Here is a 13,512-nt window from a genome sequence, read left to right as displayed (position 1 = left end):
CAAAAAAAAAGACTCAGGACTTTACCTGAGTCATTTTAGGATTAACAATAGCTAGCGCCGATGATAATTAATAAAATAAACAACACTACGATTAAAACGAAAGTTCCATAACCCCAACCACAGCCACCTACTGCTGGTGCTGCATAACCATATCCACAGCAATCTCCACCAAAACCACCATAACCATAATGCATACCTATTCACTCCTTAAGGTTTTTATCTGTTAACACTCTTAATTTATGTAATAGGTACTTGACCTGTCTGTGCATTCGCCTATATTATGAGAATCAATGAAGAAAATGTAGGTGATAAATTTGAAAATGCTCTTGAAGAACTTCGTTAACGGTATTTTAACCATTGTTCCCATTATTCTTGTAATCTTTGTTATTTACAAAACGTTTCTGTTTCTCGATGGACTGCTTGGAAATACATTAAGGCCTTATCTTCAGGAGGATTATATTCCTGGTATTGGTTTGCTAACCACGATTGTATTAATTACTCTTCTAGGCTGGTTATCTACAAAATTTATAACTGGCAGCATTATAAGACTGATTGATAAGTGGCTGGAAAAAATTCCTGTTGTAAAAACGATTTACTCTGTCATAAAAGATACTGTTCAATCCTTTTTAGGTGAGAAAAAGTCCTTTTCAAAGGTGGCGCTTGTCGTCATTCCAGGAACTGAGATGAGGAGTATGGGGTTTATTACCTCCGAACAGTTGGAGGATTTCTATAGCCCGCTTAAGGAGTATGTGGCGGTTTACGTTCCGCAAACATTTCAAGTGGCCGGGTTTACCTTTTTAATCCCGAAGGAACAGGTAGAAATCATTGACGTTAAACCCGAAGACGCGATGAAATTTATCCTTTCTGGTGGAATGACCTCCACTTCAAAAGCAAAAGGAAATTAGGAAAAGCCGCGCAGTGGCGGCTTTTTAATTTTCGTCAAACAGTTTCTTATAGGCTCCGTAGCCTTGTTCTTCTAGCTTTTCTTTCGGAATAAAGCGTAAGGCTGCTGAATTAATGCAATACCGAAGACCATTTGGACCAGGACCATCATCGAAAACATGGCCTAAATGAGAGTCACCGGTTTTACTTCTTACTTCTGTCCGCACCATAAAATGGCTATAATCTTCCTTTTCAATTACTTCTTCCTCTACAATCGGCTTTGTAAAACTTGGCCAGCCGCAGCCCGCGTCGTATTTATCAAGAGAGCTAAATAATGGCTTTCCTGAGACAATATCTACGTAAATACCTTCCCTCGTTTCATTCCAATACTCGTTACGAAATGGAGGCTCTGTTCCGTTATTTTGGGTAACCTCATATTGCATTGGTGATAATTCTTTTTTCAGTTGTTCCTTGTTTTTCATTCTTTTCCCCCCCAATGTGCCTTAATAAAACCCGCTCTCCCTGAGCCTACGTGGTATCCTTCATAATGTGCTTTATTTTTCTTATAGTAATGCTGATGGTATTCTTCCGCTCGATAGAAGGTTTTCGCCGGTAAAATTGGCGTTACGATCGGTTTAGTGAAACGGCCGCTCTCCTGCAAAGCCTGTTTAGATTGTTCTGCAAGCTCTTTTTGTTTTTCATCATGATAGAAAATCGCTGTTTGATAAGACTGACCGCGGTCGTAAAATTGGCCACCTGAATCGGTTGGATCTATTTGCTGCCAAAATAGTTCAAGCAGTTTTTCATATGGAAATATTTCTGGATTAAAGGTAATTTGAACAGCCTCATAATGACCTGTTGACTCCGTACAAACCTGCTCATATGTAGGGTTTTCAACATGACCGCCAGTATATCCAGAGATGACACTAATAATGCCCGGCTGCTCATCAAATGGCTTCACCATACACCAAAAACAGCCGCCAGCAAATGTTGCCAGTTGTTTCGTTTCCCCCATAATTCCCACCCCTTTGAATTTATTTTGCTATGACTATGAGTATACCGAATGTTTATGAAGAAATACAATTTGTTGACCAAAACGGTACAAAAAGCCGAACCACGTACCCGGGTTCGGCTGTATTACCCTATTTAATTTTCTTTTTTTGTCTCGCTTGTTCGGTAATATTTTTCCATTTCTTCTGTTCTTCGGTTTGCGCACGTTTATCGGCTTTTCTTTCGATATAGGCGAGTTCTTTTTGGAGCTTGTTGTAGCTGGATAAGCGGTCTGCAGCTATTGTACCTTCCTCAATCGCCTCCAAAACAGCACACCCGGGTTCATCCTGGTGCCTGCAATCACGGAATTTGCACATTTCGCCCAATTCGTCAATATCTGAAAACGTTTCTACTAAACCATCGGAACTTTCCCAAAGCTGCAATTCTCGCATTCCTGGTGTGTCAATTAATACGCTGCCATTAGGAAGCTGGATCAGTTCACGGTGGGTGGTCGTATGACGTCCTTTGTCATCACCTTCACGAATCTCCTTAACCGCTTGCTTTTGGTCGCCTACTAACAAATTCGTTAACGTTGACTTCCCTACCCCCGATGACCCCAATAATGCAATGGTTTTTCCAGGTTGTAAATAGGGCCCAAGTTTTTCGATTCCACTCTTCAACTCTGCACTAATGGCGATAACCGGTACTCCACCAAATGCGATTGCTTCCACTTCAGCAAGCTTTTCCTCAGTATTTTTACATAAATCTGCCTTACTTAAGACAATAACAGGGTTAGCGCCACTTTCCCATGTCAACAGTAGATAACGTTCAATTCTTCTTAAGTTAAGGTCGTCATTTAGTGAGTTTACAAGAAAAACAGTATCGACGTTTGCAGCAACAATTTGTTCTTCAGCTGTTCTTCCAGCCGACTTACGGGAAAATTTACTAAAGCGTGGCATTACTAAATAAATGGTTCCTTTTCCTTCAACCACACGCGGCTTGAGCATGACCCAATCACCTACAGCTGGGTAATCCTCACGACTTGAGGCTTCAAAGTTAAATTTACCAGAAACCTCGCAAAGCAAATCTCCATGCTCCGTCCATACACGATACATATGCTTATGTTCCAAGGCCACCCGGCCGATAATCATCTCATCACTTTGTTTTAAAGCTTGAAAGTCATTATTTATCTTTTCAGTCAAACCAATTGTGTATAAATTCATCCATATTCCTCCAAAAAATGTAAAATAAAAAACCACAGGCACACACAGCCCATGGTTTTATTCACAAAGGAATAATGGGTATAGATTCCCCTATATGGTGAATCCGCGGGCTGTGCAAACGATATTGAAATTAACGGCAATTAACGTATTTTCAATTAACATTACACTTCACCCGCCTTCCGACTTATTTGAATTAAGTATATGACACTTTTATCCATTTGTAAACAAAAAATCCAAATATAGACACCCACCTAAACATGCTTGAATAAATTAATTTGTAAAGAACGTAAGAAAGGAGCAAATGGGATGTCTGGAAATAGAAATCATTCTGATTATCTTCAAAGGGCTGCAATGTACGACCTGCTGGCTCACAATTTTAAATACTCTAACCCAAACCTTCACATGCATTACTATCTGAAACATTTAAAATATATGAATAAAGCAATGACGATTCGTAACATCCAACAGAGCCAGGCCGAAGGAAGGATCCGGTTCCTTCACACCTCACCTGATTCCCCCGATGTGGATATTTATATTAATGGTCAAATGCAAGTAAAACGCCTCCCATTCAGAGTGGCAAGCAATTATTTAGCATTAAAACCTGGTAAGTATCACATTGATATTTACCCAACAGGAAATTCAGTAGATAGTGTTCTCAACAAAAGAATTACGGTTGAGCCCGGTAAATCCTATACCCTCGCAACCATCGACTCTGTGAAAAAAATGCGCCTGCTACCGTACCTGAATCAACCGGAAGTGCCGCCTAATGAATCGAAAATACGTTTTCTTCATCTATCATCCGATACAGGTGCCCTGGATATTGCCGTTAAAGACCGAGATGTTGTCTTTCCAAACGTTTCATATAAACAGGTCACCGAATATTTAGGAATCATGCCTATGACCGTAGATTTAGAAGTTAGAGAGGTTGGAACGAAAAATGTGGTCCTGCCATTACCAAAAGTACAGTTCCGTCCAAATGAAACCTATACGATTGTATTGGCAGGTCTTACAAAAGGAGAACCTGCCTTTCAAGCAATACTCCTGAAAGATTAGGTAAAGAAATAAGGTGGTTCACACTGATGTGAGCCACCTCATTCTACGGGTACCAGTATCGTAAAAGTAATATCATCTTTAATTAAATCAAATGTATTTACTTTTATACTTACATCACTTTTTAGTTTTAATTGCTGCATGTTTACATGAACAATTTTTTCATTTGGGTGAATTTCTACACCATTTGGCAGCTTATAATTTTCATTGATAAATCGGAGTACATAGGAAACAGGTAAATGCAGGCTGCCAACTGAAATGGACTTTTGCTTTAGAACCAAGTCACCATTCTCTAATGCCTCTGGTTCGAAGGTAAGCTTTAAATCTACTTCCTGACTAAAGAATTGTAAGGTGCCATACAATTCCACTTCATCTTGTAGATGTACGCTATATTCAACGGGTGAATCGGCTGCTTCTTTTTTTATATATTGGTTTATTAATACGTTGAGATCTGCCTTATTCGATTTAACCTCGAAAGTAACATTCTTGTTATTAGGTTCAGTTTGTTGAATCTTTCCTTTTTCATCCGCTGGTATCATGATTAAAGATAAAAGAATAATAACAATAATGACAATGAACCCTAATAAAAGAAAGAATCCCGTTTTCCATTTATTTTTCATAGAAAGCTAATTCTCCTCTTTACTGACCATATACGCCTTTTTAACGAGATCAGGTAATGTCCGTTCTTCTATAGTTTCGTTTAATCGCTCTGCAATTAATTCATACCCTTTATCATTGGGATGAAACTTGTCTGAATGCAATAAACTTTCTGTTGGGTTTATAAAAAGGTCTTCAATCCCAACAAAATATGCATTTGAATAATTAGCAACAACGCTTTGACTAGCCCTATTCCAATCCGATACGATTTGATCCAGCTCTTTTACATCCGAAAACCACTGTGAAAAAGGATTGTATACTCCAACCAAGACGATAGAGGCTTCGGGATTCACACGAATAATCGTATTCATAATTTCAATCAAATTATGAATGTATACTTCTCTTTCCTTATTGAATGCGGACAACTGGAGATTTGAGATATTATCCCTGACAACCTTCATAATGTCATTGCCGCCAATTGTCAAAATTACCAAATCAGCAGCAGCAAGTGTGTCTTTCATCTCATCAGTCTTAAGTCTATTTAGTAACTGCGGCGTACGATTACCTTTTACACCGAAATTATAGAAATCAACTTCCTTAATTCCCTTTTCTTCCTCGAGCAAAGTTCTTAAATAAGGCAGGTATCCTCCAGTTTTGGTACTATCTCCTACACCTTCTGTTAAAGAGTCACCAGCGGAAATAATCTTTATTTCCTTTGGGACAAAATCGGCAGGAATCTCCTCATAAATAACAGCCGAAGCCGTCCGCACTTTATGCAATTCCAACCGTTCGGATTGTCTGCAAGAACTTAAGAAAAATGTCGAAAGAAAAAGAAGGGTGAAAACTTTTATCATTTTGATTCACCACCCTCTTCCTAATGATATTATAACAGAACAAAAATAATACAAAATAAGCTTGTACTATATCCTATTCATTCCCAAAAAAATAGACCTGGAAAAGGTCTATTGCAGCGATTTAATGTCACTAATCATTTCATCATATGGTACTTCTTTGTACCCATCATAAATTTTCTTAACCTTTTCATCTGGTCCCACTAAGAAGAAATATGTCTGGTGAATCACTTGATCACCTTCTTGGGGCTTTTTCACTAACGTCTTAAATGTTTCTCTTGCATACGACTCAATAAACTCTTGTGTATAGCCTGTTAAAAATGTCCAATTATCTGTTTTCAACCCGAAATTCTTCGCATAAGCAGTAAGTTTCTCAGGTGTATCAACCGTTGGGTCGACGCTAAATGAGACAAATTCCACATTTTTCAAATCCTCATCTGTAACCATTTTTTGCAGCTTGGTCATATTGGCAGTCATTGGTGGACATACATCTGCACAATTGGTAAAAATAAAATCAGCGATCCAAATCTTTCCGTCCAAATTTTTCTTTTCAAAAGGTTTGTTCTCTTCCGTTACCGCAGAAAAATCATTTACTGGGTAATCGAGTGCATTCACAATCCCTTTTTGTCCACAAGCAGACAACACAAATAAACCAATGATTAACATAAACAAAATTTGTTTTTTCAAAATAATCACCCGCAACCTTCTTATTTTCGTGATTAGTGTAACAAAGATTCACAAAAGAAGAAAGAAAACGGCTCTATTAATCCATTGTACCTGTCCTGGCAATTGTATTCTTTACTTGAACATCAAATTTAGCATTCTTATATAATTCTTTCCATTCCTTTTGTGTCATAGGCTTACCTCGGACATGAGCCATATATTCATTCCCAATACCTACTGGATCCACTTTCTTTTCTTGGAAAAATAAAAGGAGTTTCTTAATTTGTTTTTCCATTTCTTGATTAACTTTTTTCTCGATGAACTTCATGTTAGCTGTTTTTCCTAACTCTAAATAATTGGTGGTTTCAAGCAACCTCGAATCCATTTTAACTTCGACTTTAAAGCGTATGTTCTTTTTGTCCACTAACTTAATTTTTGTATTGCTGCGCAATGTATCAATACTTAAAAACAATTTGTTATATACTTCCCCAAAAGACTTACCACCTTGGGTGTTGATGATATTCGAAAATTCTTCGCGATCAAACTCTAATTCCTTGGATCCTGTTCGATATTCATCTGTTAACAGTTTTAAATAAAAGAGCTTATCATTACTTAATCTTGCGGCCAGTTTATCATCATTAAATAAAGCAACTCCAGAAATCGCTACCTTGTCTTTTTTTACTTGTAAGATAGGCAGTACAGGGTCCTGTCCGTTATCAAAGAATTTATGATTAAATTCATGAAGTGTCGGCGATATTAAAAGTTCCCTTTCCACATTCTGTCTAATTAAATTGTATAAATAGGTCCCAATATTCACTTTAATTTTCTTCTCGTCCATTTTAATGATGGAGGATGCGTCTTCTTCAGCAATTGTTAAATAAACCATGTTTCCAACCGTCGGATCACGATTAAGAGCATTGACAAGCTGAATGATTCCTTTTTCGGCCAACTCTTTACTATAAATGACACACCGGAGCTGACCCATTTCAAGTCTTTGATCAATAGCAAGATTTTCCTCCGCTCTTAACGTTTGGAGGGTATTGGCATTTGCAGAGATTACGTTGGTCATAACTTTTGCCATTGGATCAAATTTTGATACTGCAACAGTTCCATTAATTTCATTTTCCTTCTTTAAATCAAATCCTATTGCAGTAATCAGTCCCAATCTTTCCAATTGTTTTGTTTCTACTCCACAGCTTGTTAGTATACAGAAGGAACTAATTACAATAGCAATCTTTAGCCATTTACTGCGTTTCTGCATGTTTATCCCCCCTCCTTTTAAACCATTTTTTAATAAAGACAATCATAGCAAGTAGGACTGGATAGCAAAAAGCAAAGTAAAAACCTAACTTTGCTACAACATCCGTAATCGTATTCATTTGGTATCTAGACTTAATAAGGAAGGTAGCTGCAAAGGTAACAATCGCAATAATCCAAACACCCGATTTTTGTCTTTTCCCTAAAATTCGAGAAAAGCCCTTTGAAGCTGCCCAAAGATAGAAGCACATATTAGGCAATATAATGAGCATCCAAAAGGAAACTGCGATAAATTCAAACCTTTCCAAGTTAGGTAGTCGAACAATCTTAAACATCGATAATACCGGCCAGATTGTTTTTTCTAGACTATTAGAAGCGAAGAATACAATAGAAATGAGCGTTGCAAGTGTAAATATAATTGTTGTAAACAAATTCCCTATCTGAACAAAAAGCATTGATTTATGTTTTTCCTTTACAAATGGATAAACAAACATGATGATTTCAAAACCCAGCATAGAAAGTGTTGTACTCTGAGCACCCATCACTAATTGTTTCGCATTTACATTCAAAATTGGCAACAAATGTGTAAAATCACCAAATTGTAATGGTACAAAAAGGACTATTACCAGCCATACCGTGCCAATAACAGAAAAAAATGCAACTCCAACGATAACTCTAATTCCACCATAAACAGCATAGATAACGATCAAAATGAGTACGAGTGAAAGCTGCCAAGTCGGCAACGTCGGGAATATCCACACTTGAACAATCTCAATGTAGTTCATTAAAATGATAAAAAAAGTGGATGTCATATAAATCATGTAAATAAAATTCAATGATTGTCCTGCCCATTTTCCAAATACATCAACATGAATGCCATATAAATCGGCACTGTCATATTGCTTAAGCATCTGGACCATAAATATTAGGACAATTGAGGTTATCATCCCTGCTAAAAAAACAGAAATCCATGCATCATGCTTTGCAACTAAATAAACTACTCTTGGAAGCCCGGCCAATCCTACTCCAACCTGTACCGAGTGGATGATAAAAAAGAGCATAAATGCATTTATTAATAATCCTTCTTTTGGATGTAAATTCACCTTCATTTTAGTTCGCTCCTATTCATCTACATCCTTTTTTTGTTTCGCTTTCTTTTTAGGAAAGCGCTCCTTGTCCTTTGTTCGATTGGTTATAGGGCGGAATGAAAAATATTGCGGTGGCAGCTTGAAAAAACTATATCCAATATCCTTTATTCTAGCTGGATAAATAGGCGTTAGATATGGACCGCCAATTGTTTCCAGCCGGAGCAGGTGGATAATGAAAAAGCAAAAAGCAATCATAATCCCGATGCCTCCCCATAATCCGGCCATCAATATAATCGGGAAGCGTATGAGTCGAATGGCTGTACCCATTAAATAACTAGGGGTTGTAAATGAACCAAGAGCACTTAAACAAAGGATAATAATTAAGATATTGCTAGTAAATCCTGCTTGAACAGCTGCTTGCCCAATGATGATACCTCCAACGATACCGATTGTCTGACCGACTTTTGTCGGCAGCCTAGCCCCTGCCTCCCGTAATAATTCAATTACAAATTCTAGTAATAGTGTTTCAAATACCGGTGGGAAGGGAACTCTTGCCCTTGACTCTCCTAACGACAGGAGCAAAGGGGAAGGGATTACTTCATAGTGATAGGTCAAAACAGCAACATATGCGGGTGTAAGTAAAACAGAAATGAAAGTAGCCACTAGCCGCAGCAACCGTAAAAACAACCCCATGTTCCAGCGCATATAAACATCTTCTGTTGATTCAAAAAAGGCGAAGAAGGATGTTGGACCATAGAGAGCATCTGGGCTCCTATCCATTAATACAGCCACTTTCCCCCTATATAAAGCGATTGAAATACGATCAGGAAGTTCTGTCGTCATTAACTGAGGAAAAACGGTCCAGCTGTTGCTCTCAATGTACTGACCAAGGACAGTTGTCCCAGGTATGTAATCCAATTCAAGTTCGTTCAATCTTTGTTTAAAGGTGTTTACAATTTGTTCATCTGCAATTCCCCTGATATAGACAATCTTCGCTTTTGTTTTTGACCTTCTACCAACTGTTAAGTCTTCTGTGCATAAATCTTCATCCTTTATGTTGTTCCTTAAAATATTTATGTTGCTTTGAAGAGATTCTGTAAAAGAAATCTTTGGACCGTAAACAAGTGATTCTGTTTCAGCTTTTTCAAGCCCACGTACAAGATTTTTACTAACATCTGCTAGGATTCCATAGGGCTGCCCTTCCGAGTAAATATACACTTTTCCCTGGTTAATTCCCTGAACAACTTCACCTAACTGATTAACAGCATGGATTGATGCCATAGGTAACACTTTTGAAATCCCTTCACATGTCCATTCTATTTCCTTATGATTCATAATGGATTTAATTACGACTTCATCGAGTTTTGTTGAATCGATTAAACTGTCTATCAGACAGAAAATGAGTTTCTCCCCGTCCCTTTTTAACGTCCTAAAGACAAGGTCCGCACCAACATTCAATTCCGTTTTAAGCTGTTCCTTCAACTCTTCCAAGTCTAAGCTATGAACCTTTGGTGTTTCTTCTGCTTTTTTTCCTGACAACCATTTAAACATAGACAACACCTTTTTACTTTCAATTTTTTTTAGCATTACCAAAACAGCTATTTTTACCCATAAAAAACAGGACGACAAAAAGGTTTTATGAAATGGGAAGATATGATATTATGAATGAGTATTCATTCAACAGACAGAAAATTTAGTCAACTAAACAGAGGTGTAAAAATGCAACAACTCGGTCAGCTTTTGATAATTGAAGGGCCAAATCATAGTAAGGTTCCCTATTCGCGAAGCTTGTATATTCATAGTAAAGATAAGGTACTCATCGATACTGGAGCAGACCCCGCCGAGCTTCGAGCACTGAAAGTTCAGTATGGGGTTGATTTGATTATCAATACCCACTACCATCCCGATCATACCTTGCATAATCATTTGTTTCCCAATGCGAAAAAATGGATTAACCCATTAGAATTTGAGACCATTCAATCAATAGATGGTATTGCTCAAGGAAATGGAGTTTATCAAGAATGGGGTCCGGATGGTGTTGAAGCATTAAGGAAGCACATGCCTAAGGAATGGGTGCAAAACCTCGGAGAAATTTCGGGAACCTATCAATATGAGCAGGAATACAACTTTAGCGGAGTGAAAGTACACTTTCTTCATACACCTGGTCACACGGTGGGATATTCCAGTCCTTATTTCCCTGAGTTAGGTGTCGTCTTTGTTGGGGATTTTGATATGACTTCCTTTGGACCATGGTATTTTGGTACGGATGGGGATATCAATGCGTTCATAGCTTCCGGTAAACGACTAATAGAGTTAGAAGCAGATACTTATATTACAGGTCACCAAAAGGGTTTGTTTACGAAACAGGAATTTACTGAGGCAATGAACAAATTTTTAGCGATCATTGACCAACGTGATGAAACAATCGAAAAGTATGTACGTCAGGGAATGAATTTTGAAGAACTGACAAATATCGGAATTTTCTATCCAAAAAAAATACTAAGCACTATGATTTTGAGAACATGGGAACGGAGTGGGATAAGGAAGCATTTGCAGCGACTAGGATATAAGGTTGACGAATCATCGGAAATTTTGTTGGTAAATAAATAGGATGATGCATTGCACCATCCTGTTTATTATTCAGTGTAATACATTAAGGCAATCGCCCCAGGTCCAGTATGAGTACTGATGGTTGGCCCTGTATAATCAACTGAAATATCTTGATACCCAGTTAAATCAATAATAGAATCTTTTACTTTTGCAGCCAATCCCTGTGCTTCGGCATGAACAATTCCAACACCGCGAACGGTTTTCCCTTTGACATCCTCAGAGAATTGTTTAGCAAGCCATTTAACCACTTGAGAATGACTGCGAACCTTTGCCACTGGATTGTATTCGGCACCTTCAAGCGAGGCAATCGGCTTGATATTTAGTAACGAGCCAATAAAGGCCTTACCCTTACCAATCCGTCCGCCTTTCACCATGTTCTCGAGTGTATCAATCATAATATATAGTTTCGTGTTTTCGCAGACGGATTTAAGTCGATTAAGAATTTCTTCCATGCTCTTGCCTTGCTTAGCCATTTCAGCCGCTTCTTTCACTTGGAATTGAAGAGCAATGGAAATAAATTTGGAATCTAGGACTGTTACCCTCGTCTTTGTCATCTGTGCAGCACTTTCAGCAGAGCGGACAGTTCCACTCATTTTTCCTGTCATATGGATCGATAAAACCTCGTAGCCTTCTTCACCTAGCTTGTCATATACTTCAAGAAAGGTACCAGCGGAAGGCTGGGAGCTTTTCGGTAATTCATCTAAACTCTTCATGCTTTCCATAAATTCAGGAGGTTGAATTTCAACTCTGTCTAAGTATGTTTCGCCATTTATAGTTACGGACAAAGGCACCACGACAACACCTAACTGCTCCGCCTGTTCTTTTGTCATGTCCATGGTAGAATCGGTTACTATCTTAATTTTGTTCATATACTCACATCCTACGGTTTACTCCTTTGTATTATACAGGTTCCCTGTTCTTTAAGGTATAAATTCCCCTATTTTCATGAAATTAATTGTGAAAATTAAAAGAACACCGGGGTATCCAGTGTTCTGAAAAGTTATGCGTTATTCTTCAATTCTGTTTTTTTAAACAAAGCTTCATAATCAGGCCATTTCATACCCTTTTTCAAATACTCTTTAAACGAATAGCATTTTTTCGGTTTCGTCTCCTGATAAATAGCAGTAATAAATTTCTGTAAACGGAGTTGGATCATAAATGCATAAGTGCTGCCTTCCTCCAATAAAGGAATTTCGATAACTTTAACCTTCTGTCCAACCACATTTTTGAACTCTAGGCTTTTGAATAACAAAATATCAATCCTCTTTTTCACCCGTTTGTCTATATTATACACCTTAACCTAATCGAAAGGTGTCAAAATCCGCTTGGTTTTTAAAATATGTATATATAAATTCATTCCAATTTATAAAAAAATAATAAACCATGCTTTTTAGATGGATTGACAATAAAAACGACCCTCAGAGAAATAAACCTCTGAAGGCCAAATAGTCCATTATTTAAGCTTCTGCAAATTCTTCCTCTTGATCTTGAAGCTTTTTCAATCGTTTCTTGTAGACAAACTTCGATAAGTTTATCGAGATTTCATATAACAGTAACAATGGCAGCGTAACAACAAAGTCTGACATGAAATCTGGCGGTGTAATAACAATCGCAATTATGATTAAAACGAAATACGCGTATTTACGAATTTTAGCTAATACAAAAGGATTAATAATCCCGAGTGAAGTTAGGAACATTACCACCGCTGGTAACTCAAACAGAACACCAAACGGAAGGGTCATATTCATAATAAAACGGAAATATCGATCCGCAGTAAAATTCGTTACAAACATATCTGCTCCCATTGAGACTAAGAATTCAAGCACCATTGGAAAAATGATAAAGTAACCGAAAGAAAGCCCAATAATAAATAAAATAAACAATGCCGGTATATACGATAAAGTAATTTTTCTTTCAATAGGTTTAAGTGCTGGCTTCACAAATAGCCAGATTTGGCTTGCCAAGACCGGGATGGTACCTGCAATGGCAATAATCGTCGCAATCATAAAGTAAACCCAAATAATATCACTTGGTCCAAGTACGATCAATTTGACATCAAGATCTCGAACTAACCAATCGTAGATATCAGTCACGTATATGAATCCAACAATGAAAAAAACAACAAACGCGACCGCAGATATAATAATCCTTTTTCGCAATTCATCTAAGTGATCAACTAATTGTAATTCTTTATCTTCCATGTATTTCCCCTGCCAATTTCAATGGTTGAAAATAAGTAAACACTCTTACCAACATTTTAATAGTCTAAAAGAAAACTGAAGAAAAAAAGGTGCAAGAAAA

The 13,512-nt window shown here is 37.6% G+C and carries 16 protein-coding genes; 3 read left to right on the top strand and 13 right to left on the bottom strand.

Annotated features, from left to right (window positions below; genetic code table 11):
- Nucleotides 1-41: 41 nt before the first annotated feature.
- Nucleotides 42-194, bottom strand: coding sequence for a YjcZ family sporulation protein (locus BANA01_RS10045; protein ID WP_063252996.1), 153 nt, complete (start codon nt 192-194; stop codon nt 42-44).
- A 120-nt stretch (nt 195-314) separates the two neighbouring features.
- Here BANA01_RS10045 and BANA01_RS10040 point away from each other — a divergent pair, with 120 nt between their 5' ends.
- A complete protein-coding gene (locus BANA01_RS10040; protein ID WP_063252995.1) occupies nt 315-905 on the top strand; it encodes a DUF502 domain-containing protein in 591 nt (196 codons plus the stop codon).
- Between the two features lie 24 nt (nt 906-929).
- Here BANA01_RS10040 and msrB read toward each other — a convergent pair whose 3' ends face one another.
- From msrB to rsgA, 3 genes are all read right to left on the bottom strand, one after another.
- Complete coding sequence (gene msrB / locus BANA01_RS10035) at nt 930-1,364, bottom strand: peptide-methionine (R)-S-oxide reductase MsrB (protein ID WP_063252993.1); 435 nt, start codon at nt 1,362-1,364, stop codon at nt 930-932.
- The gene (gene msrA / locus BANA01_RS10030; RefSeq protein ID WP_063252990.1) at nt 1,361-1,897 is read right to left on the bottom strand and encodes a peptide-methionine (S)-S-oxide reductase MsrA; all 537 of its coding nucleotides are present in this window, start codon (nt 1,895-1,897) and stop codon (nt 1,361-1,363) included. Before msrA ends, msrB begins: the two co-directional genes overlap by 4 nt.
- Nucleotides 1,898-2,024: 127 nt before the next feature.
- Complete coding sequence (rsgA, locus tag BANA01_RS10025; RefSeq protein ID WP_063252988.1) at nt 2,025-3,095, bottom strand: ribosome small subunit-dependent GTPase A; 1,071 nt, start codon at nt 3,093-3,095, stop codon at nt 2,025-2,027.
- Between the two features lie 306 nt (nt 3,096-3,401).
- Between rsgA and BANA01_RS10020 the strand changes: the two genes are divergently transcribed.
- Nucleotides 3,402-4,148: a DUF4397 domain-containing protein gene (locus tag BANA01_RS10020; RefSeq protein ID WP_063252986.1), complete on the top strand. Its 747-nt coding sequence runs from the start codon at nt 3,402-3,404 to the stop codon at nt 4,146-4,148.
- A gap of 38 nt (nt 4,149-4,186) precedes the next feature.
- Here BANA01_RS10020 and BANA01_RS10015 read toward each other — a convergent pair whose 3' ends face one another.
- From BANA01_RS10015 to BANA01_RS09990, 6 genes are all read right to left on the bottom strand, one after another.
- Nucleotides 4,187-4,765 carry a YpmS family protein gene (locus BANA01_RS10015; protein ID WP_063252984.1) on the bottom strand — a complete coding sequence of 193 codons (579 nt, stop codon included), beginning with the start codon at nt 4,763-4,765 and terminating at the stop codon, nt 4,187-4,189.
- A 6-nt stretch (nt 4,766-4,771) separates the two neighbouring features.
- Nucleotides 4,772-5,596 carry an SGNH/GDSL hydrolase family protein gene (locus BANA01_RS10010; RefSeq protein ID WP_063252982.1) on the bottom strand — a complete coding sequence of 275 codons (825 nt, stop codon included), beginning with the start codon at nt 5,594-5,596 and terminating at the stop codon, nt 4,772-4,774.
- 108 nt (nt 5,597-5,704) lie between these two features.
- Complete coding sequence (locus BANA01_RS10005; protein WP_063253090.1) at nt 5,705-6,280, bottom strand: SCO family protein; 576 nt, start codon at nt 6,278-6,280, stop codon at nt 5,705-5,707.
- A 76-nt stretch (nt 6,281-6,356) separates the two neighbouring features.
- Nucleotides 6,357-7,517 carry a Ger(x)C family spore germination protein gene (locus BANA01_RS10000; protein WP_063252980.1) on the bottom strand — a complete coding sequence of 387 codons (1,161 nt, stop codon included), beginning with the start codon at nt 7,515-7,517 and terminating at the stop codon, nt 6,357-6,359.
- Nucleotides 7,501-8,622: a GerAB/ArcD/ProY family transporter gene (locus tag BANA01_RS09995; protein WP_063252978.1), complete on the bottom strand. Its 1,122-nt coding sequence runs from the start codon at nt 8,620-8,622 to the stop codon at nt 7,501-7,503. The genes BANA01_RS10000 and BANA01_RS09995 overlap by 17 nt, the downstream gene beginning before the upstream one ends.
- Nucleotides 8,623-8,634: 12 nt before the next feature.
- The gene (locus tag BANA01_RS09990) at nt 8,635-10,152 is read right to left on the bottom strand and encodes a spore germination protein (protein WP_063252977.1); all 1,518 of its coding nucleotides are present in this window, start codon (nt 10,150-10,152) and stop codon (nt 8,635-8,637) included.
- A 168-nt stretch (nt 10,153-10,320) separates the two neighbouring features.
- Between BANA01_RS09990 and BANA01_RS09985 the strand changes: the two genes are divergently transcribed.
- The gene (locus BANA01_RS09985; protein WP_063252976.1) at nt 10,321-11,211 is read left to right on the top strand and encodes an MBL fold metallo-hydrolase; all 891 of its coding nucleotides are present in this window, start codon (nt 10,321-10,323) and stop codon (nt 11,209-11,211) included.
- Nucleotides 11,212-11,237: 26 nt separating this feature from the next.
- Here BANA01_RS09985 and BANA01_RS09980 read toward each other — a convergent pair whose 3' ends face one another.
- The 3 genes from BANA01_RS09980 to tatC all read right to left on the bottom strand — a co-directional run bounded on the left by BANA01_RS09980 (nt 11,238) and on the right by tatC (nt 13,412).
- Entirely contained in the window at nt 11,238-12,080 is an 843-nt protein-coding gene (locus BANA01_RS09980; protein WP_063252973.1) for a DegV family protein, read from the bottom strand.
- Between the two features lie 131 nt (nt 12,081-12,211).
- A complete protein-coding gene (locus BANA01_RS09975) occupies nt 12,212-12,463 on the bottom strand; it encodes a DUF2535 family protein (RefSeq protein WP_063252972.1) in 252 nt (83 codons plus the stop codon).
- Between the two features lie 205 nt (nt 12,464-12,668).
- The gene (gene tatC, locus BANA01_RS09970; protein WP_063252970.1) at nt 12,669-13,412 is read right to left on the bottom strand and encodes a twin-arginine translocase subunit TatC; all 744 of its coding nucleotides are present in this window, start codon (nt 13,410-13,412) and stop codon (nt 12,669-12,671) included.
- Nucleotides 13,413-13,512 lie beyond the last annotated feature (100 nt).

The sequence above is a fragment of the Neobacillus niacini NBRC 15566 genome, assembly GCF_001591505.1.
In the GTDB taxonomy this organism is placed as follows: Bacteria; Bacillota; Bacilli; order Bacillales; family Cytobacillaceae; genus Neobacillus; species Neobacillus niacini.
This window is presented reverse-complemented; position numbering and strand designations above follow the sequence as displayed.